Source organism: Paraburkholderia sp. Cy-641 (genome assembly GCF_011752945.1).
GTDB lineage: Bacteria > Pseudomonadota > Gammaproteobacteria > Burkholderiales > Burkholderiaceae > Paraburkholderia.
Genome location: NZ_VWWM01000045.1, coordinates 41,296 through 62,387, shown reverse-complemented (window position 1 = coordinate 62,387; position 21,092 = coordinate 41,296). Strand labels below are relative to the sequence as shown.

Sequence of the window (21,092 nt, the reverse complement as noted above, 5' to 3'; positions counted from 1 at the left end):
TATCCGGCACGCGGATCACGCCAATGAACGCACCCGCTTATCAGGGCATCAAGGACTTCATCCTCGCGCGCATTCATGCGGGCGAATGGGCCGAAGGCGACCAGGTGCCGTCCGAAAACGAACTGGCGCGCGAGTTCAACGTCGCGCGCATGACGGTCAACCGCGCATTGCGCGAGTTGACCTCGGAGCAGGTGCTCACGCGCGTGCAAGGTTCGGGCACGTTCGTCGCCCGTCCCAAGTACGAATCGACGCTGGTTGCGATCCGCAGCATCTCCGATGAAATCGTCGCGCGCGGCCATCGCTATCACGCCCGGGTGCTCGACATCGGCGCGAGCATCGCCGATGCGGAGCTTGCCGAAGAAATGCAGGTGAGCGCGGGCAGCCCCGTGTTTCATTCGCGCCTGCTGCATTTCGAAAACGACGAGCCGGTGCAGCTCGAAGCGCGCTGGGTCAATCCGGCCGTCGCGCCCGAGTATGCGTTGCAGGACTTCACGAACACGACGCCGAACCAGTATCTCGTGCGCGTCGCGCCGCTGCAGCGGGTCGAGTACCGCATCGAGGCGCTGGCGGCCGACGACGGCACGCGCGAGCTGCTGAACATGGATGAACGCGAGCCGTGCCTCGTGCTGCATCGTCGTACGTGGTCGCAAAGCCAGGTCGCCTCGATCGCCAATCTGTGGCATCCGGGCAGCCGCTACCGCTTTACCGGGCATTTCTGATCCGATTGCGTTTTTTTACCATCGCCGAATTCGTTATCGAACAGCTTCACGCATCCGAGGGACATCATGAACAATCCTAAGCATATCGATCCGCGTCTCGACCCGACCCGCACGATCCGCGCACCGCGCGGCGCGGAAAAGACCTGCAAGACGTGGATCGCGGAAGCCGCGTACCGGATGATCCAGAACAATCTGGACCCCGAAGTCGCCGAGCATCCGCACGCGCTCGTCGTGTACGGCGGCATCGGCCGCGCCGCGCGCAACTGGGATTGCTTCGACCAGATCCTCGCGTCGCTGAAGGACCTGAACGAAGACGAAACGCTGCTGATTCAATCGGGCAAGCCGGTCGGCGTGTTCCGCACGCATGCCGACGCGCCGCGCGTGCTGCTCGCGAACTCGAACCTCGTGCCGCACTGGGCGACGTGGGAACACTTCCACGAACTCGACCGCAAGGGTTTGATGATGTACGGCCAGATGACCGCAGGCAGCTGGATCTACATCGGCAGCCAGGGCATCGTGCAGGGCACCTACGAGACGTTCTTCGCGGTCGCGAACCAGCACTTCAACGGCGCCCCGCAAGGCCGCTGGATTCTCACTGGCGGTCTCGGCGGCATGGGCGGCGCGCAGCCGCTCGCGGCAACGATGGCGGGCTTCTCGATGATCGCGGTCGAATGCGACGAGACGCGCATCGACTTCCGTCTGAAGACGCGCTACGTCGATAAAAAGGCAAAGACGCTCGACGAAGCGCTCGCCATGCTAGACGAAGCGAAGCGGAGCGGCACGCCGGTATCGGTCGGGCTGCTCGGCAATGCGGCCGACGTGTTCGCCGAGTGCGTCGCGCGCGGCATCACGCCGGACTGCGTGACCGATCAAACCAGCGCGCACGATCCGATTCATGGCTATCTGCCGCAAGGCTGGACCGTCGAAGACTGGCGCGAGCGTCAGAAGACCGCGCCCGAGAGTATCGTCACGCCGGCCAAGCAGTCGATGGCGAAGCAGGTGCAGGCGATGCTGACGCTGCAGGAACGCGGCGCGGCGACGCTCGACTACGGCAACAACATCCGCCAGATGGCGCTCGAAATGGGCGTCGACAACGCCTTCGATTTTCCGGGCTTCGTGCCGGCGTATATCCGCCCGCTGTTCTGCGAGGGCAAGGGCCCGTTCCGCTGGGTCGCGCTGTCGGGCGACCCCGAGGACATCTACAAGACCGATGCGAAGGTCAAGGCGCTGATTCCCGACGACCCGCATCTGCACAACTGGCTCGACATGGCGCGCGAACGCATCGCGTTCCAGGGGCTGCCGGCGCGGATCTGCTGGGTCGGCGTGAAGGATCGATATCGGCTCGGCCAGGCGTTCAACGAAATGGTCCGCAACGGCGAACTGAAGGCACCGATCGTGATCGGCCGCGATCACCTCGACACCGGTTCGGTGGCGAGCCCGAACCGCGAAACCGAATCGATGAAGGACGGCTCGGACGCGGTCAGCGACTGGCCGCTGCTCAACGCGCTGCTCAATACGGCCGGCGGGGCGTCGTGGGTCTCGCTGCATCATGGCGGCGGCGTCGGTATGGGCTTCTCGCAGCACGCGGGCGTCGTGATCGTCGCGGACGGCACCGATGCCGCGCACCAGCGTCTCGGCCGCGTGCTGTTCAACGATCCGGCCACCGGCGTGATGCGTCACGCGGATGCGGGCTATGAACTCGCGCAGCAGACCGCGCGCGAGGCGGGCCTCGATCTGCCGATGCTCGGCCGCTGACATGACCGTGGCCCATGGTGCGGGCGGCACGGCACGCGTTACGCTGATTCGCGGCGCCGACCTCGTGGCGGCGCCGTGGAAAAACGGCGGCGGCATGACGCGCGAGGTGGCCGCGTTTCCGTCGCGCAGCAGCGGACAGCGCGAGGCGCCGGGCGATTTCGTGTGGCGTGTGAGCGTCGCCGAGGTCGCGCAGGCCGGGCCGTTTTCGCGCTTCGAGGGCGTGGACCGCACGCTCGTGCTGTTGTCGGGCGTGGGCATGTTGCTCGACGAACTGGATGATGCAGAGGTCGTGAAGTCGCATGCATTGAAGCAACCGCTCGACGTCGCGCGCTTCGACGGCGAGGCGCGTATCGAGGCGCGGCTTATCGATGGCGCGACGCGCGACTTCAACCTCATGGTGCGGCGCGACCTCGCGCTGGGCGTGCTCGACGTGTGGCGATGCGAGGCGAAGCGGGCTGCGTCGCACATGATCGAGGGCGACGTGGTGCTGCTCTATTGCGCAAGCGGGTCGGTGGCGCTGGGGCTGGGGCTCGCAAGCGGGGTGGAAGCAGAAGCGGAAAAAGAAGCGACGCAACTGCAACTCGAAACAGGAGACACGCTGCGCATCGACATACCGAGGGCGCTGACCTGCACGCTCGAAGGCACGGGCGCCGTGCTCGCGATTAGCATCCGCTATACGCGGCGGTGATCGCGCACTGACTTCAACTCGCCTGCACGCACAGGGATGGCAGGACGGGCTCAGACGAGCCGACCCACGCGAACAGACACGAACGCACACGAACACGCAACCAGCTGCACCGCGCAGCAAAGAGCATGCGATGAAGCAAACCGTTTGGCATCACCTCAAACTGTGCCCGCAGGGCGACCCTCGCCATACGCTCGCCGATGCCGCGATCGCCGTCGAAGACGGCCGCATCGCGTGGCTCGGCGCCGCGGCCGAGTTGCCCGCGTCCTACGCCGCCTGGCCGCGCGAAGATTTGCGCGGCGCGTGGGTGACGCCTGGCCTCGTCGATTGTCATACGCACCTCGTGTACGGCGGCCAGCGCGCCGATGAATTCGCGCAGCGGCTCGCGGGCGTCAGCTACGAAGAAATCGCGCGGCAGGGTGGCGGTATCGTCTCGACCGTGCGCGCGACACGCGCTGCAAACGAAGCCTCGCTGTTTAGCCAGGCGGCCGCGCGGCTCGAACCGCTGCTCGCCGAAGGCGTGACGGCCATCGAAATCAAATCCGGCTACGGCCTCGATCTCGCGAGCGAGCGCAAGATGCTGCGTGTCGCGCGGCAACTCGGCGAGCGCTATCCGGTCACGGTCTATACGACGTTTCTCGGCGCGCATGCGCTGCCGCCCGAATTCGCGGGCCGCGCCGATGCGTATATCGACGAAGTCTGCAACACGATGCTGCCCGCACTCGCAGACGAAGGGCTCGTCGACGCGGTCGACGTGTTCTGCGAGCGCATCGGTTTTTCGCTCGAACAGAGCGGGCGCGTGTTCAACGCGGCCGCGCGCTACGGGCTGCCCGTCAAGATGCACGCCGAGCAGTTGTCGAACGGCGGCGGCACTGTGCTTGCGGCGCGGCATCGCGCGCTGTCCGCGGATCACCTCGAATTTCTCGACGAAGCCGGCGTTGCCGCGATGAAGGAAGCGGGCACGGTGGCCGTGCTGTTGCCGGGTGCGTACTACTTCATCCGCGAGACGCAGTTGCCGCCGCTCGATCTGCTGCGGCGCTACGAGGTGCCGATTGCGATTTCGACCGACAGCAACCCCGGCACCTCGCCGGTCACCTCGTTGCTGCTGATGATGAACATGGCGTGCACGCTGTTTCGCATGACCGTGCCCGAGGTGCTGCAAGGCGTGACCGCGCATGCGGCGCGCGCGCTCGGCAGGAGCGACACGCACGGCGCGTTGCAGGCGGGACGCGCGGCCGATTTCGCGGTATGGCCGGTCGATTCGCTGGCCGAGCTGGCTTACTGGATCGGGCGTCCCTTGTGCGAGCGAGTCGTGCGCGCGGGCGAAACGGTTTATACGCGGCGTGAGTCGAGTGCGGCTTGAGCTAAAGGTCCGAGAGATGACGCAATCCAGGCAATCGCTGTTCGCCGCTCACGCGTACCTGCCCGATGGCTGGCACCGCGACGTGCTGCTCGAATGGGACGCGAACGGCACGCTGAGCGCGGTCACGCCCGATCATGCGGAGGCACCCGCCGGCGTGCTGCGGGCCCAAGGGCCCGTAATGCCAAGCATGCCGAATCTTCATTCGCACGCGTTCCAGCGCGCGATGGCGGGGCTGACCGAATATCGCGCGGCATCGGGCACCGGCGCCGCCGATAACTTCTGGTCCTGGCGCGACCTCATGTATCGCTTCGCGGCGCGCATCACGCCCGAAGGGCTCGCGAGCGTCGCGCAGTGGCTCTACATCGAAATGCTGAAGGCCGGCTATACCTCGGTGTGCGAATTCCACTACGTGCATCACGCGCAGGACGGCGGCCGTTACGCGAATCAGGCCGAACTCGCGCAACGCGTGGTCGAGGCGGCGGCGGAGAGCGGCATCGGCATGACGATGCTGCCGGTGCTCTATCAGTACAGCGGTTTTGGCGCGCGCGCGCCGCGCGACGATCAGCGCCGCTTCATCAATACGCCGGAGAGCTTGCTCGATCTGCTCGGCACGCTGCGCACGGCGCGTCCTGAACACGCCGCGCTGCGTTACGGTGTTGCGCCGCATTCGCTGCGCGCGGTGTCGGAAGCGTCGTTGCGCGCGCTGCTCGGCGGCATCGACGCGACGGCGCCCGTGCATATCCATATCGCCGAACAGACCGCCGAGGTCGAGGCGTGCCTCGCAACCGAAGGCGCGCGTCCGGTGCAATGGCTGCTCGACCGCTTCGAGGTGGACGACCGCTGGTGCCTCGTGCATGCGACCCACGTCGACGGGAACGAAACGCTCGCACTCGCGAAAAGCGGCGCGGTCGCGGGGCTGTGCCTGACCACCGAGGCCAATCTCGGCGATGGCATTTTTCCGACGCGGGACTATCTCGACGCGCAAGGCCGTATCGGTGTCGGTTCGGATAGCCATATCGGCGTCGACTGGCGCGCGGAATTGCGGCTGCTCGAATACGGCCAGCGTCTCATGCACCGGCAGCGCAACGTGCTGGCGTCGGCGCAGGCCACGCACGTCGCGGACCGTTTGTTCGATGCGGCGCTCGACGGCGGCGCGCGGGCCACCGGCCGTGCGGTCGGCGCGTTGCGGGCCGGCCATCGCGCGGACTGGCTCGTGCTCGATGCCGATCATTCGAGCATCGCCGGGCATGCGCCGCACACGTGGCTGTCGGGCGTCGTGTTCTGCGAGCACGGCGAGACGCCGATTCGCGATGTCTACACGGGCGGCGTCAAGGTCGTCGACAACCGCAGGCATCGCGACGAAGAGGGCGCTTATGCGCGCTATCGCGTGGCGCTCGCGGACCTGCTCGCCTAGGCGGCGCCGCATTCGCCCAATGCGATCATGCGTCGGCGCTGCTTCGCAAACCTCGAAGATCAGACGTGTAACAGCATGTGTCCATGATTGCGCGCCGGCGTTTTCGCGTGGAATGTAGGGGGCGTCGTGCGCCGGCGTGAGGTCGCGCGGCGCTCGCCGGTCGCCGCGAGTGCGGCTCGCCATAAGAAAAGCCCCGTGAAAACGGGGCTTTCCGATGCGAGCCTTGTCTCATCGACGCGGCATCGCGGATCAGTGGCAGCGCGTTACCAAATGGTGGTGAACGCGCTCCTTGTGGCATTCGCGATGATGATGCAGGGCGGCTTGAGCAGGAGCGATCGCGCTCAGGGTGGCGACAGCCGCGGCAATGGCGAGAACGATTTTCTTCATTACAGAACCCTTAAGTCGATGTTGTGGAGCGACCGGTACAGCACGGCACGTGCCGTCTCGGCGCGTAAGCATGCCACATTTCTGTAGCCAAACGGCGGAACGCCGTGCGAATTCGTGTGTCGATGCAACACGCGGCATGTTGTCAACGCATTGTCATAGGTATCGGTGTGCATTCGCGCGTAACGTCGGCATGAAAGCGACGCCGGTGCACGCCTCGGCAAGCCCTGATTGCACGCAGCGCACCGCAGCGACTAAGCTTTCAGAACGATGACATGCGCGATGCGGTCATCGGTTCATCGGGCAACAAGATGGAAGACCCAGCGATGGAAGATTCCGACGAATTGCTGCTGCCGATCTGGCGCGCGAACCTGGTGCTGCTAACCCGCGAGGTTGGCGCCGCGAGCCGGCTCGCGCGCATGATGACGTTCTCCGCGAGCTATCTGAAGCTGATGCTGGCGGGCCAGCGCGAATTCAGCGAGGAATTCGTGCGCGGCGTCGAAGCGGTCACCGGTCTGCCGGGCGGCTGGATGAACGTGCCGCACAGCGAACCCGAGATACCGTCGAACGCGCGCGAGGCGATCGACAACGAGCAGCCGCTTGCGCGTTTTCGCGGCACCGCGCATCCGGTGCGCAAGAAGACGGTGCTGCGGCCGCCCGAGCCGATTTTCGGGCAGCCGGGCGCGACCCGGCGCATCGAGGAAGACACGCTCGACGTGGAAGCGCATCGGCGGCAGGCGCATTTTCGCAAGGTGCGCGATCTGGCGACGCAGGACGTGCGGCGTTTCGAGCGGCATCTGCTGCACGCGCCGGTGGAACTCGCCTCGATGCGCGCGAAGGTCGAGGACGTGATCGCCGCGACCGAACTCGACGATCGCATTCAGGCTGATCTCGCGGGACGGCTCGAACAGATCGAGAAGCATCGCCATATGCTGCTCAGGCACGTGGAAAAGCTCCAGGAACTGCTCGGCCAGCTTGGCGATGGCGACCGGGGAGAGTGAGGCGGTCGGGGTTGCGGCCTGGCTGGCTATGCTGTTCGCCGCCTGCGTCGTGGCCTTGCCACTCCTAGCGTTCGCCGACGAAATCACCACCGCCAGCGACGAACGCGCGCCCGCGACGATCGAGCGCGACGTCCATCTCTTCACGATCGGCAAGGACGGCTCCGTCGAGGAATACGACGACACGGTGTTGCGCGCCGACACCGCGAGCGGCGTCGACGATATCGCGCAGCGCTACGTGTGGTTCAACAGGGACATCGAGCAGGTGCAACTGCTGAGCGCCGAAACCATCGCGCCCGACGGCAGCGTGCATCCGGTCGGCCCCGAGGCGATTCGCGACGTGCAGGAGCCGCGCTCGGCCGGCGCGCCGAGTTTCGAGGACGGCGTGTTGCGCACGGTGATTTTCCCCGCTGTGGAGTCGGGCGCGCGCGTACACCTGGCGTTTCGCAAGACGCGCGCGAAGCCGCTGCAGGCCGGCACGTTCGCGTACCTCGTCGAGCCGGCGCGGGTTCCCGTGGAGTCGCAGCGGCTCATCTTCGATCTGCCCGCCGACGTGCCGCTCCATGCCGACGCGCGCGGCTATGTCGCGCTGCCGCCGGTGAGCGAAAACGGCCGCACCCGCTACGAATTCGACTACCGGCACGGCCCGTATGCGCGGCTCGAAGCGGGCGCGGTCGGCTACGCGAACTGGGGCGACCGGCTGATGGTGTCGACGGTGCCGGACTTCGCGAGCTTCGCCGCGCGCTATCGCGAGCCCGCCAGCGACGACGCGACGCGCGATGATCCCGCGATTACTCGGCTCGCGCAGAGCCTGACGGCGGGCCTCGCCGATCCACGCGCGAAAGCCCGCGCGCTCTACGACTGGGTGCGCCTGAATATCCGCTACGTGGCGCTTTTTCTCGGCGAGACCGCGGCGATTCCGCACAAGGCGGCCGATATCCTGCGCAACCGCTACGGCGACTGCAAGGACGACGTCGCGCTCTACGGCGCGCTGCTTGCGGCGGTCGGCATTCGCAGCGAGCCGGTGCTGCTCGATCTCGGGCCGTACTACAGCTTGCCGGACGTGCCCGGTTACGGCGCGAGCGCGATCAATCACGCGATCATCTGGATTCCTGAGCTCTCGCAATTCGCGGATGCGACCGCGGGCGGCACCGAATTCGGCTATCTGCCGTCCGGCGTGATGGACCGGCCGGCGCTGCTCGTCGACGATGGCGTGCTCGCGCGCACGCCGGCCACGCAGCTGCGCGAGCGCACCGCGCGCATGCAGATCGACGTCGACGAAAACGGCACTGCGCATTACGCGTACCGCGTCGAGGACGCGGGCTTTACGGCCGAGGTCGAGCGCAACATGTTCCGGCGCGCGACGCGGCAGCGCGCGCAGCAGATCGCGGCGAGCCGTCTGTTGCAAACGGGTTTGCACGGCAGCGCGCAATTGCGTACCGGCGACGTGGCCGCAACGGGCGGACCGTTCGCGGCCTCGATGCAGGGCAGTGTGCCGCATCTGATCTGGCCGGACGGCACGAGCGCGGTGCCGGCGTTGACGAGCCTCGCGGGCGGGATGGGCTCGCAGGTCGAGGCGTGGCTGGCCGAGCCGCTTAGAACGCAGCCGTGGGTCTGCATCGGCGGCGAGTTCGACGAGACGTTGGAGATGACGCTGCCGCGTTTCGCGCGCGTGACCGACTTGCCGGGCGACAGCACGGTCGAGGATCGCATGCTCGCGTTTTCTTCGCGCTATGTGTTCGATTCCGCGACGCGCACCTTGCAGGTGCGGCGGCATCTGCGCGCCGCGTTCGGCCATCAGATGTGTTCGGCCGACGAATTCGCCGCGCTGAAAGACGACCTCGTGCGCATCGAGCGCGATCTCGACGCCGAGGTCGTGGTCAGGGCGGCGGGGGCGAGATAGCGGCTGCGGCGAAGAAAAGGGGGGAGGCCCGGGTAGTCCCGGGCGGTTTCGCGTGCGGGCCTAGCGCTCGCCCTGCTGGCGCAGCAGTTCTTCGCGCAGACGCAGGAGCGGCGCCTTGGTGTCTTCGTCGGCCCAGGTGTCGAGGTCGTCGATCGCGCGCTGGCAGCCGTCGAGCACGACGTCGAGATCGACCGGCACGCCGTTGTTCAGCGCGAATTCGATCGTTTCCGCGAACTGCTGGCACTCGTCCTCGCCGTAGGAGATGTCGAGATTGTCGGCGATGACGTCGGCGATGTTGCTGCGTGCCTTGTCGTCGGCCGTCACCATGTCGACGATGCCGCGCGCGACGGCCGGCGAGTAGTAGAGCGCGATGTCGAGCCATTGCGCGGGATCGAAATCGGGCTGGTCGAACTGGTTCTCGAAGAACTCGATCGCTTCCTGTTCGTGCGCTTCGTCCGCGTCGACGCTCATGCACAACTGCTCAAAAAATTCTTCCCGCTCGCTGCGGATATGACCGTCCATCGATGCCTCGTCTGCTGAATGCCGGATGCCTGAAAAATACCGTGGACGCTGGGGTGTTGCCTCGGTCCACGCGGCACGCATTATAGGGCGGCCGTCGTCGGGGCGTGGCCGGGGGCTTCAGCCGGCACTGCAAGCGGCACTGCAAGCGGCCTCCCGTTCCCACCACCGCCGCCCTGCGGCCACGGATGGCCGCGGCAACCGGCTCAAGCCGTCTCGGCCACCCAGGCATCGAACCACTCGCGCGGCTGGGCGATTTCGTTTTGCGTCGCCACGAGTTCGAGTTCGTAGCGGCCGGCCTGCCACGTCGCCTTGACCACCGCGTTGACCGCCGCGAGCGTGTGCTCGAACGCGGAGCGCACGGAATCGCCGAGCAGCGTGCGCGCGACGAACACCGCGCTGGTCAGATCGCCGACGCCGACCGGCTGGCGCGCGAACGGATAGAGCGGACGTTGTCCCATCCAGGCTTCGCGCGCCGTGACGACGAGCATGTTGAAGCGGTCGGCGGGACTGTTGCGGTCGAGCAGATGCTTGACGAGCACGAGCTTCGGCCCGCGCGCGATCACTTCGCGGCACGCGCTCACCGCTTCCTCGAGCGTCTCGATCTCGCGGCCGACGAGGCGTTGCAACTCGGTATGGTTCGGCGCCATCGCGTCGGCGACTTCGGGCATTGCGCTCACGAGAAACGCCTGGATGCCGGGCTCGACCTTGCAGCCGCTTGCCACGCCCATCACCGGATCGCAGAAGTACCACGCGCGCGGATTGGCCGCCTTCACGGCCTTGACGATTTCGATCACCGAGCGGGCCTGCTCCGGCGTGCCGAGATAGCCGGACAGCACGGCGTCGCAGCGCGGCAGCATGCCGATCGCGCCGATGCCCTCGACGAGTTCTTCCATCTGCGACGCGTCGATCGCGCTGCCGCTCCAGTGCCCGTACTGCGTATGGTTCGAGAACTGCACGGTGTTGAGCGGCCAGACATTGACGCCGAGCCGGCTCATCGGAAACACGGCTGCGCTATTGCCGGCGTGACCGAACACGACATGGGACTGGATGCTCAAAACGTTTTTGGTCATGGTGAGGCTCGCGCAACGGGGCGGGCGCGATCAAGGAAACGGGAAGGCGCGCCGTGCCGGCGCTTCGAATGGTCTCGCCGTGGTGCGACATGCCTGCCTGCTTCAGAGGGTGCAAGAAAAGTGCACGGTCTGCATCGTCAGCAAACAATACAGGAGTTTCGCGGACGCGAGTTGATCCGGCCCCGTGTTGTTGCGCCGAACCATCAAACGAGCCGGCGCGCGGGGCGGGGTATGAGGCCAGGCAAGAACCCGCGCGCCGATCCGCGCATGAAGCCGCAAGCTTGACGAAAGCCGACCGAGCCGCACCACGCCGGGCCACGCTCTCCTCAGACCAGTTCCCGATACAAGGCCAGATAACGCTCGGCCGATGCGCCCCAGCCGAAGTCCTGGCGCATCGCGCGGCGTTGCGCGGCCTTCCATTCGGTGCGGCGCTCGTAGAGCGCGAACGCGCGCCGGATTGCCGCGGCGATGCCCTTCGGCTCGAAGCGTTCGAAGACGAAGCCGGTCGCGAGATCGTCGGCGAGATTTTCGAGCGATGCGTCGGCGACCGTGTCCGCGAGACCGCCGACGCCATGCACGAGCGGCAGCGAGCCGTAGGCGAGCGCGTAGAGTTGCGTGAGCCCGCACGGCTCGAAGCGCGACGGCACCGCGACCACGTCGCTGCCCGCGATGATCGTATGCGCGAGCGCTTCGTCGAAGCCGAGCTCCACGGCCACCGATTCCGGATGTGTCTGCGCGACGCGCTTCAGGCCGTTCTCGAGCGCCGGGTCGCCGGTGCCGAACACGACGAGCTGGCCGCCACGTCTGACGATTTCGGGCACGGCTTCGAGCAGCAGGTCGAGGCCCTTCTGCTCGGTCAGGCGGCTCACGACGCCGAACAGCAGCGCGTCGCTTTTCTGCGCGAGGCCGAAGCGCTTCTGCAGCGCTTCCTTGCAGGCGAGCTTGCCGGCGAGGCGCGAGGCGCTGTAGTGCGTCGCGAGCAGCGCGTCGCCGGCGGGATTCCACACCGTGTAATCGACGCCGTTCAGGATGCCGCTCAGATCGTGCGCGCGATGACGAAGCAGCGCATCGAGCCCGCCGCCGTGCGCGAGCGTCTGGATCTCGCGCGCGTAGGTCGGGCTGACGGTCGTGATGCGGTCGCCGTAGTAGAGGCCCGCCTTCAGGAACGACAGTTGTCCGTAGAATTCGACGCCGTGCATGCTGAAGAAATCGTCGGGCAGGCCGAGCATGCCGAACTGCTGCGCGGGGAAAATCCCCTGGTAGGCGAGGTTGTGGATCGTAAACACGCTGCGCGCGAGCACGCGGCCTTGCTGGCGCTCGGCCGCCTTCAGATACGCGGATGCGAGCCCCGCGTGCCAGTCGTGCGCATGGACGATCTGCGGCGACCACGCCGGGTCCAGCTGTTGCGCGAGCTGCGCGGCGACCCAGCCGAGCAGCGCGAAACGCTGGGCGTTGTCGCCGTAGGGCACGTGCTCGTCGTTCAGATACGGATTGCCGGGCCGGTCGTAGAGCGTCGCCGCGCGGATCACGTAGACGGCGAGGCCGTTGGCGGGCAGGGTGCCGCGTTCGAGCAGCGCTTCCGGCGTGTCGAAGCGGCGCCCGAGCCGTGCCACCGGCTGCAGGTCCCGCAAACCGGCGAGCACGGCCGGAAACCCCGGCAGTAGCGCTCGCACGTCGGCGCCGCGCTCGATCAGCGCGGACGGCAGCGCGCCCACGACGTCGGCGAGACCGCCCGTTTTGAGAAGGGGGTACAACTCGCTTGCGACATGCAGGGCGCGAATCGTCATAGGCCAGGTCTCTTTCGGGTTGCGAGGCTTGTTCGGGGTTGGGCTCGTGCGGTTGCGATCGCGCGGCCGCAAGCGGCCCGGCGCTTAAGCCGGCCGCTTGAGCAACGCTTCCTGCGTGACAAGCACGACGCCGTCGTCGGTGCGATAGAAGCGCGCGGCGTCGCGCGCCGGGTCCTCGCCGATCACCGTGCCTTCCGGAATCGTGCAGCCGCGGTCGATCACCACCTTCTGCAGGCGGCAGCTCGGGCCGACCGTGACCTGCGGCAACAAGACTGCCTCATTGATATTACAGAACGAATGCACTTTCACGTTCGACGACAGCACCGAGCGCGAAATCTGCGAGCCCGAGATCACGCAGCCGCCGCATACGATCAGGTTGTTGCCCGAGCCCTGCAAGCCCTTCATGTCGCGCACGAACTTCGCGGGCGGCAACTGTTCCTGATACGTCCAGATCGGCCAGCTGCGGTCGTAGAGGTCGAGCGTCGGGATCGTCGAGGCGAGGTCGAGGTTCGCGGCCCAGTATGCGTCGATCGTGCCGACGTCGCGCCAGTACGGCTCGACGTTCGGGTCCGAGGAGACGCACGACATGCTGAACGGGTGCGCGATCGCCATGCCCTCGGTGACGACGCGCGGCAGGATGTCCTTGCCGAAGTCGTGGTCGGTGTCGATCGAGGCGATGTTCTCTTCGAGCAGCGTGTACAGGTAGTCGGCGTTGAACACGTAGATGCCCATGCTGGCGAGCGCGGTGTCGGGGCGGCCCGGCATCGCGGGCGGGTCGGCCGGTTTTTCGACGAAGCCGGTCACGCGGCGGTTCTCGTCGACCGCCATCACGCCGAACGCGACCGCGTCCATGCGCGGCACCTCGATGCAGCCGACCGTGCAATCGCAGCCGCTGTCCGCGTGATCGGCGATCATGCGCGTGTAGTCCATCTTGTAGATGTGGTCGCCCGCCAGCACGACTACGTACTTCGGGCGGATCGAGCGGATGATGTCGAGGTTCTGGAACACCGCGTCGGCGGTGCCGCGATACCAGTGCGCGCCTTCGACGCGCTGCTGCGCGGGCCACAGGTCGATGAACTCGCCCATCTCGCCGCGCAGGAAGCTCCAGCCGCGCTGCAGATGGCGCAGCAGCGAATGCGCCTTGTACTGCGTGACGACCGCGATGCGGCGAATGCCCGAGTTCAGGCAGTTGGACAGCGCGAAGTCGATGATCCGGTATTTGCCGCCGAAGTGCACCGCGGGCTTCACGCGCTTGTTGGTGAGCGGCCCGAGGCGGGTGCCGCGTCCGCCCGCGAGGACGATCGCGAGGGTGGTGCGTTGTAGGTCGTTCAGCCGTGCCGGAGTGTTCATATCTGTCTCCCGATTGGATTGGTATGTGCCGTATGTGTCTGTTCCCCCGGATGATTCTGAGCTGGCCGTCCGCGCTGTGCCGATCGCTGTGCCGATGAATCGTGCGGCCAGCCGGCATGGCCTGGTCGCCTGGTTTTATCGCGTTGTTTTTTGCGGGCCCGTCAGCTAGTTCTAGCACCGATTCGAGGCGAGCGAGTAGTGCAAATTGAGCGGGCCGTGGTTCCCGTGATCCTTGTACGATCGGCGCTTGCCGCGCGCCTATCCGTGCGGCGCGTCACATAGCGCGAGGCCGTGTGCGGGACGCTGCGTGGCCGGATGGGCGGCAATATGCGTGCCAATGTCCGTTACTCCTCGTATCGGCCCGTGTCGATCCGTGTCGGCGTGTGTCGGGCGCGTCGCCGCTGAGTGCGTGGATGAGATCGCGCGACGAGATCGTGTGACGAGATCGTGCGGTGCGGGTCGTGCGACACGGGCCGTATAACGCAGGCCGTGCGACGCGGGCCGCGCCGCTCATGCGCGCTTGCCGCCATGTTCCAGCGGGGCATCGTAGAATCGAGCGCTGGCGCCCGAGCCTCGTACGCGATTCTCGTCTGTTCACTCTTTGCGTTTTTCCAGAAAAATCCCCATGAGTCTTCGCCGCCCACCCCTGCTTGCCCTGCTGAGTGTTTGTGCCGCGGTATTCACGGTGTCCGCTGCTTCAAGCGCGGCGGCTTCCACGCCGGCCAGCGCCGCTGCCGCCGTCAGTCAGGCGAGCCCGGTCGCCGCGAGCGCCGCGGCTGCGTCCGTCGCCGATTCCGGCCCGGCCTACGGCCCCGAGTTGCAAGGCTTCAACTATCCCGCGCCGGTGCAGCGTTTCGAATTCACCTCGCAGGGCGTGCCGCTCTCGATGGCTTACATGGACGTCAGGCCCGCGCATGCGAACGGCCGCACGGTCGTGTTGCTGCACGGCAAGAACTTCTGCTCGGCGACGTGGGACGCGACGATTCATCGGCTCGCCGATGCCGGCTATCGCGTGATCGCGCCGGACCAGATCGGCTTCTGCAAGTCGAGCAAGCCCGAGCACTACCAGTACAGCTTCCAGCAGCTCGCGCGCAATACGCATGCGCTGCTCGAATCGCTCGGCGTGCGCGAGGCGACCATCGCCGGCCACTCGACGGGCGGCATGCTCGCGATCCGCTATGCGCTGATGTATCCGCGTGAAACGCAGCAACTGGTGCTCGTGAACCCGATTGGTCTGGAGGACTGGAAGGCGAAGGGCGTGCCCTCGCTATCGGTGGACCAGTGGTATCAGCGCGAACTGAAGACGACCGCCGACGGCATCCGCCGCTACGAGCAGAGCACCTATTACGCGGGCCAATGGCGCGCGGACTACGAACCGTGGGTGCAGATGCTCGCGGGCATGTATCGCGGACCGGGCAAGCAGATCGTCGCGTGGAATTCCGCACTGCTGTACGACATGATTTACACGCAGCCGGTGGTCTATGAGCTTGGTGATCTGAGCATGCCGACGTTGCTGCTGATCGGCCAGAAGGACACCACCGCGATCGGCAAGGACGCCGCGCCGCCCGAGGTGCGCGCGAAGCTCGGTCATTACCCTGAGCTTGGCCGGGCGGCCGCGAAGGCGATTCCGCATGCGACGCTGGTCGAGTTTGCCGATGCCGGCCACGCGCCGCAGATGCAGGATCCGGAGGCGTTTCACAAGGCGCTGCTGGAAGGGCTCGCGGCGGTGCCTGCGAATCGCTGAGCGCACGACCTCACACTCAGCTAACCGGGCCAGCAGGCTCGGCGGAACGTAAGGAAAGCCGTTCCCTGAAGCGAGTGCCGTTCAGTTGCCTGACTGAACGGCACCCCGGTACGAACCGCCTTTCCCCGACACAGGCCGGTTCGTCCTTCGACTACCTCATCGCCATCAACTCATCGCGCACCTGCGCGCCGATCTCGAACGAGCTCAGCCGCGCCTTGTGATCGTAGATCTGCGCGGTCAGCATCAACTCGTTCGCGCCGGTCTGCTCGATGATCGATTGCAGACCTTCGCGGATCGCGTCGCGATCGCCGAGCACCGTGCAGGCGAGCGAATGCGCGACGTTGCTCAACTCCATCTCCGACGCTGCGAGCTGCTCGACCGGCGGCTGCAACAGCCCCGGCGTACCGCGCCGCAAATTGATGAACTGCTGCTGCAGCGACGTGAAAAGAAGCGTGGCTTCCTCGTTGGTATCGGCCGCGAACAGATTGACGCCGACCATCGCATACGGCTTGTCGAGTGTCGCGGACGGCCGGAACTGCGCGCGATACATCTGTAGCGCGGTCATCATGTAATCGGGCGCGAAGTGCGACGCGAAGGCGAACGGCAGGCCGAGCGCCGCCGCCAGTTGCGCGCTGTAGAGCGACGAGCCGAGCAGCCACAGCGGTACTTTGAGGCCCGCGCCGGGCACCGCGCGTATGCGCTGGCCCGCCACCGGATCGGCGAAATAGCGCTGCAACTCGACGACATCATCGGGAAACGAATCGGCGCTAGTCTGCAGATCGCGGCGCAGCGCGCGGGCCGTGGTCTGATCGGTGCCGGGCGCGCGGCCGAGGCCGAGATCGATACGGTCGGGATAGAGCGAGGCGAGCGTGCCGAACTGTTCCGCGATCACGAGCGGCGCATGGTTCGGCAGCATGATGCCGCCCGAGCCGACGCGAATCGTCTTCGTGCCGCCGGCCACGTGGCCGATCACGACCGAGGTGGCGGCGCTCGCGATGCCGGGCATGTTGTGATGCTCGGCGAGCCAGAAGCGCCGGTAATTCAGTTTTTCCGCGTGCTGGGCGAGTTCGAGCGTGTTCCTGAACGCGTCCGCCGGCGTGGCGCCCGCGGTGACCGGCGAGAGATCGAGGACCGAGAAGGGGATCATTGTCTGTTGATTGACGGTTTGCGGCGCTTTCGCGCGATGCGGCATTGTGGCAAAGCCCGCATTTTTCTGCAGACGGCGCGCGGATGCCCACGTCGGCCGAAGGGTTTGTCGGGGTGTCGCTGAGAGGGCGATACAGTGTTGCCGAGGTGTCGCCGTGCTTGCAGGGTGGCGGCTTGCGTGGCGCGGAAATTGCGCCGCTGTCATGTGCCGAGGCATGCGCGAGTGCAGGAGTCAGCTGCATGAGTGCTTGCATGAGTGGCCGCATGAGTCCATGCACGTACGAGCCCGCGAGCGTACTTCTGGTACGCGCCATACGAGCATCAGGACGTTCGATCGAATGACGCGGCGCGACCGTGCGCCGGGCGGCATTCGAGTGTACGGTGGAACTGTCGGTGCGGTGACGTGATGTGAGCCGATGCGGCGTATCGCGCGTTGCCGGATATCTGCCATGTTGCGAAGGAGTCCCCGATCCCATGAATGTCGTCAAAGAGTTTCGCACCCGATCATTCGAAGACGTGTGCCGCGCCTTGATCGGTCGCGAGGAAATCGCGCTCGTCGACGTGCGCGAGGAAGATGCCCATGCGCGCGGTCATCCGTTGTTTGCCGCCAATCTGCCGCTCTCGCGGCTCGAACTCGACGCGCCGCTGCGTCTGCCGCGCTTCGCGGTGCCGGTCGTCGTGTTCGATGCGGGCGAGGGGCTCGCGAGGCGCGCGGCCGAGCGTCTCGCCGAACTCGGCTATACCGGCGTCGCCCTGCTCGAAGGCGGTCTGCAAGGCTGGCGCGAAGCGGGCGGCGAACTGTTCAGGGACGTCAACGTGCCGAGCAAGGCGTTCGGCGAACTCGTGGACAGCGTGCGTCATACGCCGTCGCTGTCCGCTCACGAAGTGCAGGCGCTGCTCGATCGCGAGGCCGACGTCGTCGTGCTCGACGCGCGCCGTTTCGACGAATTTCAGGCGATGAACATTCCCGGCAGCATCAGCGTGCCGGGCGCGGAACTCGTGCTGCGCGCGCGGCAGCTCGCGCCGAACCCGGCCACGCGGATCGTCGTCAATTGCGCGGGGCGCACGCGCAGCATCATCGGTGCGCAGTCGCTCATCAATGCCGGCGTGCCGAATCCGGTCGCGGCGCTGCGCAACGGCACGATGGGCTGGTCGCTGGCGGGCCAGCCGCTCGCGCACGGCAGCACGCGGCGCGTCGAAGGCGCCGTCGACAACGCGCTGCGCCTCGCCACTGCCGACGGTGCCCGCGCGGTCGCCGATCGCGCCCGGGTGGGCCGCACCTCGCGTGACGAGGCGCGCCGCTGGGCCGGCGAGGCGGTGCGCACTGTGTATCGCTTCGACGTGCGCACGCCCGAAGAATACGAGGCCGGCCACGTGCCCGGTTTTCGCAGCGCGCCGGGCGGCCAGCTCGTGCAGGAAACCGACATGTTCGCGCCGGTGCGCGGCGCGCGCGTGATCCTCGCGGACAGCGACGGCGTGCGCGCGAACATGAGCGCGTCGTGGCTTGCGCAGATGAACGTCGAGGTCTACGTGGTCGATGGGCTGACGGCCGCCGACTTCGCCGAGAAGGGCGCGGCGCCGCCCCCGCGTTATGCGGTGGCGCCGCCCGCGGCCGACGAAATCGCGCCGGCCGATCTCGCCGCGCTGCTGCAGGCGCCGGGCACCGCGGTGCTTGATTTCACGAGCAGCGCGAACTATCTGCAGCGGCATATTCCGGGCGCGTGGTTCGTGATCCGCAGCCAGCTCGCCGACGCGGTGCGCACGCTGCCCGACGCGAGGCGCTATGTGGTGACCAGCGGCAGCAGCCTGCTCGCGCGTTTCGTTGCGCCGGAACTCGCGGCCTTGACGCAGCGTCCGGTGCAGTTGCTCGCGGGCGGCACCGCGGCGTGGATCGAGGCGGGCTTGCCGGTGGAAGCGGGCGGCACACGCATGGCGTCGCCGCGCATCGACCGTTATCAGCGTCCCTATGAAGGCACCGACAACGCGCGCGAAGCGATGAGCGCGTATCTGGAGTGGGAGCAGGGGCTCGTTGCGCAACTTGCACGCGACGGCACGCATGGGTTCAGGGTGATTTGAGTGTAGCGACTCAAGCGCGAGCAAGACGCACCTCGGCGAAAGCCGTGCGAATCCTCTGCCGATTCGGTGTAAACGCGCTCTCGTCTAAAACCGCCAATGCGTTTAGATTAGCGGCATCTGGAAGGCTTATCGAGGGACCAGGGCGGCCATACAAGGCAGCGGTTTGTCATTCCGGCGATGGCGCGAGGTGAGCCGCCAAGGTTGCTCATCGCTTCGCCGGAACCAGACCGCTGCGCGTCGTCCGCGGTGCTTCGCGCGAGGCGGTTCAGGCCGCCGTCACTTTCCGGTTGACCCTATCGACCGAACGGGCGACGCGTTGTACAGCGTCGCCTTTTTGCTTCTGGGCGCGGGTTTTCAGTGAGGCGGCCGGCGGTTGTCTCGCGTGCCGCTCCTGTGGGTTTCTTCCCGCTTCTTCGTTCTTCACGGGCTGGGCGCGGCCGGCTTTGCCGCTGATTTCGCCCGCCGGTTCCGTCCCTGCTTCCGTATCCCGCCGCACGCATCGCACCCGCATCGCTCGCGGTTTTCCGCTTGCCCAGTTATCCTTGTAGTACACACTACAGACCGGCCTCGCGCGCCTGAGCCTGAGATGGCGCGCAACCGGACAGGAATTGCCCGTGAGCCTCAAACCGCTTGGTATCGCATGGCTGGCAGCGTGCTTCGCGCTGGCCGGCTGCGACCAACAGCAGAGCGATCAAGCCGTGCAAAAACTCAAGGACTTCTTCAACGCCATCAAGCCCGATGCGCTATTGCTCAAGGACATGACGCCGGGCGTCACGACCGAAGCGCAGATCCGCTCGCAGATGGGCAAGCCCGAAACCGAGCGCACCTTCACCGACGGCTCGAAGCGCTTCGAATATCCGCGTGGTCCGCAGGGTCTCAACACGTACATGGTCGACATCGATCGGGACGGCAAGCTGCAAGCCATCACGCAGGTGCTGACCGCCGCGAACTTCGCGAAGATCCACGCGGGCATGAGCGAAGACGAAGTGCGCCGTCTGCTCGGCAAGCCCGGCGAGATCGCGGTGTATCCGCTCAAGCCGGAGACCGTGTGGAGCTGGAAGTGGCGCGAAGGCGGCGTGACCGAAGAGGGCATCTTCAATGTTCACTTCGACCGCAATCTGCGGGTCTACACCACGTCGCGCTCGGACGTGGTACGGGGGCGCTAGGCAACGTGAGAGCAGGGCGGAAAGAACGGGGAGCGGCATGATACGTCGACGTCGATACAACCGGATCGGCCTGGTGTTGGGAGGCGGCGCGGCGCGTGGCTGGGCGCATATCGGCGCGATCCGCGCGCTGCACGAGGCGGGCATCAAGCCCGACGTCGTGTGCGGCACGTCGATCGGCGCGCTGGTCGGCGCGGTCTATGCGAACGGCGACCTCGACTGGCTCGAGGAGTGGGTCTCGCGGCTCACGTGGCAGACGGTGGTGCGTCTGCTCGATCTGCGTATCTCGGGCGGCCTGCTCGGTGGCCGCAAGGTGGTCCAGCTTTTTGCCGACAAATTCAACGGCTGCTCGATCGCGCAGTTGCAGATGCCGTTCGCGGCGGTCGCGACCGAACTCGATACGGGCCGCGAAATCTGGTTGCAGGACGGCAACACGATCGACGCGGTACGCGCATCGATTGCGATTCCGGGGATTTTCGCGCCGGTGTGGCACAACGGCGTATGGCTCGTCGACGGCGGCCTGAGCAATCCGGTGCCGGTGTCGGTCGCGCGCGGCATGCGCGCGGACTGCGTGATCGCCATCGATCTGAACAACGACATCCTGAACGGCCGCGACTTCGGCGGCGCGGTGGTCGAAACGCCCGCGCTCGATCCCGATGCGCCGCCGCCCGTCTCGCTGCGCCGCAACGGCAAGCCCTGGCCGCGCTGGCTCGCGCCTGCCGAGACGAGCGTCGCCAGCGATGTGCGCGTGCCGCCGAAGCCGAGCGCGCATGTGCCGTCGATGCTCAGTTCGATCGCGCAAAGCATCGACATCATGCAGGTGCGGATCACGCGCAGCCGGCTTGCCGGCGAACCGGCCGACATCCTGATCCAGCCGCGTCTGGGCGGCATGGGTATTTTCGATTTCCATCGCGCGGCGCCGGCCATCGAGGAAGGGCGCGCGGCAGTCGAATACATGCTGCCGGCGATCCGCGCGCGGCTCGCGCTCGACTGACGTTGGCCGCCGAGGCCGG

The 21,092-nt window shown here is 66.7% G+C and carries 17 protein-coding genes; 11 read left to right on the top strand and 6 right to left on the bottom strand.

Annotation, left to right across the window (positions count from 1 at the left end; all coding sequences use genetic code 11):
• Window positions 1-23: 23 nt before the first annotated feature.
• The 5 genes from hutC (at window position 24) to F3J20_RS22855 (ending at window position 5,936) form a co-directional block, all read left to right on the top strand.
• Window positions 24-719: a histidine utilization repressor gene (hutC, locus tag F3J20_RS22875; RefSeq protein ID WP_167284611.1), complete on the top strand. Its 696-nt coding sequence runs from the start codon at window positions 24-26 to the stop codon at window positions 717-719.
• Between the two features lie 66 nt (window positions 720-785).
• Complete coding sequence (gene hutU, locus F3J20_RS22870; RefSeq protein WP_167284610.1) at window positions 786-2,474, top strand: urocanate hydratase; 1,689 nt, start codon at window positions 786-788, stop codon at window positions 2,472-2,474.
• Window position 2,475: 1 nt separating this feature from the next.
• Window positions 2,476-3,162, top strand: a complete 687-nt coding sequence (locus F3J20_RS22865; RefSeq protein WP_167284609.1) for a HutD family protein — start codon at window positions 2,476-2,478, stop codon at window positions 3,160-3,162.
• A 130-nt stretch (window positions 3,163-3,292) separates the two neighbouring features.
• Window positions 3,293-4,522 carry an imidazolonepropionase gene (gene hutI / locus F3J20_RS22860; RefSeq protein ID WP_167284608.1) on the top strand — a complete coding sequence of 410 codons (1,230 nt, stop codon included), beginning with the start codon at window positions 3,293-3,295 and terminating at the stop codon, window positions 4,520-4,522.
• 16 nt (window positions 4,523-4,538) lie between these two features.
• On the top strand, window positions 4,539-5,936 hold the full coding sequence (locus F3J20_RS22855; RefSeq protein WP_167284607.1) for a formimidoylglutamate deiminase: 1,398 nt from the start codon (window positions 4,539-4,541) through the stop codon (window positions 5,934-5,936).
• Between the two features lie 249 nt (window positions 5,937-6,185).
• Here the strand turns inward: F3J20_RS22855 and F3J20_RS22850 are convergent, their stop codons facing one another.
• Window positions 6,186-6,323, bottom strand: a complete 138-nt coding sequence (locus tag F3J20_RS22850) for a hypothetical protein (protein ID WP_167284606.1) — start codon at window positions 6,321-6,323, stop codon at window positions 6,186-6,188.
• A gap of 323 nt (window positions 6,324-6,646) precedes the next feature.
• Between F3J20_RS22850 and F3J20_RS22845 the strand changes: the two genes are divergently transcribed.
• Window positions 6,647-7,321, top strand: coding sequence for a hypothetical protein (locus tag F3J20_RS22845; protein ID WP_167040476.1), 675 nt, complete (start codon window positions 6,647-6,649; stop codon window positions 7,319-7,321).
• A complete protein-coding gene (locus F3J20_RS22840; RefSeq protein ID WP_167284605.1) occupies window positions 7,302-9,221 on the top strand; it encodes a DUF3857 and transglutaminase domain-containing protein in 1,920 nt (639 codons plus the stop codon). The genes F3J20_RS22845 and F3J20_RS22840 overlap by 20 nt, the downstream gene beginning before the upstream one ends.
• Before the next feature lie 60 nt (window positions 9,222-9,281).
• Here F3J20_RS22840 and F3J20_RS22835 read toward each other — a convergent pair whose 3' ends face one another.
• The 4 genes from F3J20_RS22835 to glgC all read right to left on the bottom strand — a co-directional run bounded on the left by F3J20_RS22835 (window position 9,282) and on the right by glgC (window position 13,950).
• On the bottom strand, window positions 9,282-9,743 hold the full coding sequence (locus tag F3J20_RS22835; RefSeq protein ID WP_167040318.1) for a hypothetical protein: 462 nt from the start codon (window positions 9,741-9,743) through the stop codon (window positions 9,282-9,284).
• 203 nt (window positions 9,744-9,946) lie between these two features.
• The gene (pdxY, locus tag F3J20_RS22830) at window positions 9,947-10,813 is read right to left on the bottom strand and encodes a pyridoxal kinase PdxY (protein WP_167040317.1); all 867 of its coding nucleotides are present in this window, start codon (window positions 10,811-10,813) and stop codon (window positions 9,947-9,949) included.
• Window positions 10,814-11,139: 326 nt separating this feature from the next.
• Window positions 11,140-12,600, bottom strand: coding sequence for a glycogen synthase GlgA (gene glgA / locus F3J20_RS22825; RefSeq protein WP_167040316.1), 1,461 nt, complete (start codon window positions 12,598-12,600; stop codon window positions 11,140-11,142).
• Window positions 12,601-12,684: 84 nt separating this feature from the next.
• Window positions 12,685-13,950 carry a glucose-1-phosphate adenylyltransferase gene (gene glgC, locus F3J20_RS22820; RefSeq protein WP_167040315.1) on the bottom strand — a complete coding sequence of 422 codons (1,266 nt, stop codon included), beginning with the start codon at window positions 13,948-13,950 and terminating at the stop codon, window positions 12,685-12,687.
• A gap of 625 nt (window positions 13,951-14,575) precedes the next feature.
• Here glgC and F3J20_RS22815 point away from each other — a divergent pair.
• A complete protein-coding gene (locus tag F3J20_RS22815; protein WP_167284604.1) occupies window positions 14,576-15,694 on the top strand; it encodes an alpha/beta hydrolase in 1,119 nt (372 codons plus the stop codon).
• Between the two features lie 151 nt (window positions 15,695-15,845).
• On the opposite strand, the gene F3J20_RS22810 is transcribed toward F3J20_RS22815, so the two are convergent.
• On the bottom strand, window positions 15,846-16,841 hold the full coding sequence (locus F3J20_RS22810) for an LLM class flavin-dependent oxidoreductase (RefSeq protein WP_167284603.1): 996 nt from the start codon (window positions 16,839-16,841) through the stop codon (window positions 15,846-15,848).
• 473 nt (window positions 16,842-17,314) lie between these two features.
• Between F3J20_RS22810 and F3J20_RS22805 the strand changes: the two genes are divergently transcribed.
• The 3 genes from F3J20_RS22805 to F3J20_RS22795 all read left to right on the top strand — a co-directional run bounded on the left by F3J20_RS22805 (window position 17,315) and on the right by F3J20_RS22795 (window position 21,073).
• Window positions 17,315-18,916 carry a rhodanese homology domain-containing protein gene (locus F3J20_RS22805; RefSeq protein WP_167284602.1) on the top strand — a complete coding sequence of 534 codons (1,602 nt, stop codon included), beginning with the start codon at window positions 17,315-17,317 and terminating at the stop codon, window positions 18,914-18,916.
• A 614-nt stretch (window positions 18,917-19,530) separates the two neighbouring features.
• Complete coding sequence (locus tag F3J20_RS22800) at window positions 19,531-20,082, top strand: hypothetical protein (RefSeq protein ID WP_167040307.1); 552 nt, start codon at window positions 19,531-19,533, stop codon at window positions 20,080-20,082.
• A 37-nt stretch (window positions 20,083-20,119) separates the two neighbouring features.
• Complete coding sequence (locus F3J20_RS22795; RefSeq protein ID WP_167284601.1) at window positions 20,120-21,073, top strand: patatin-like phospholipase family protein; 954 nt, start codon at window positions 20,120-20,122, stop codon at window positions 21,071-21,073.
• The last annotated feature ends 19 nt before the right edge of the window (window positions 21,074-21,092 follow it).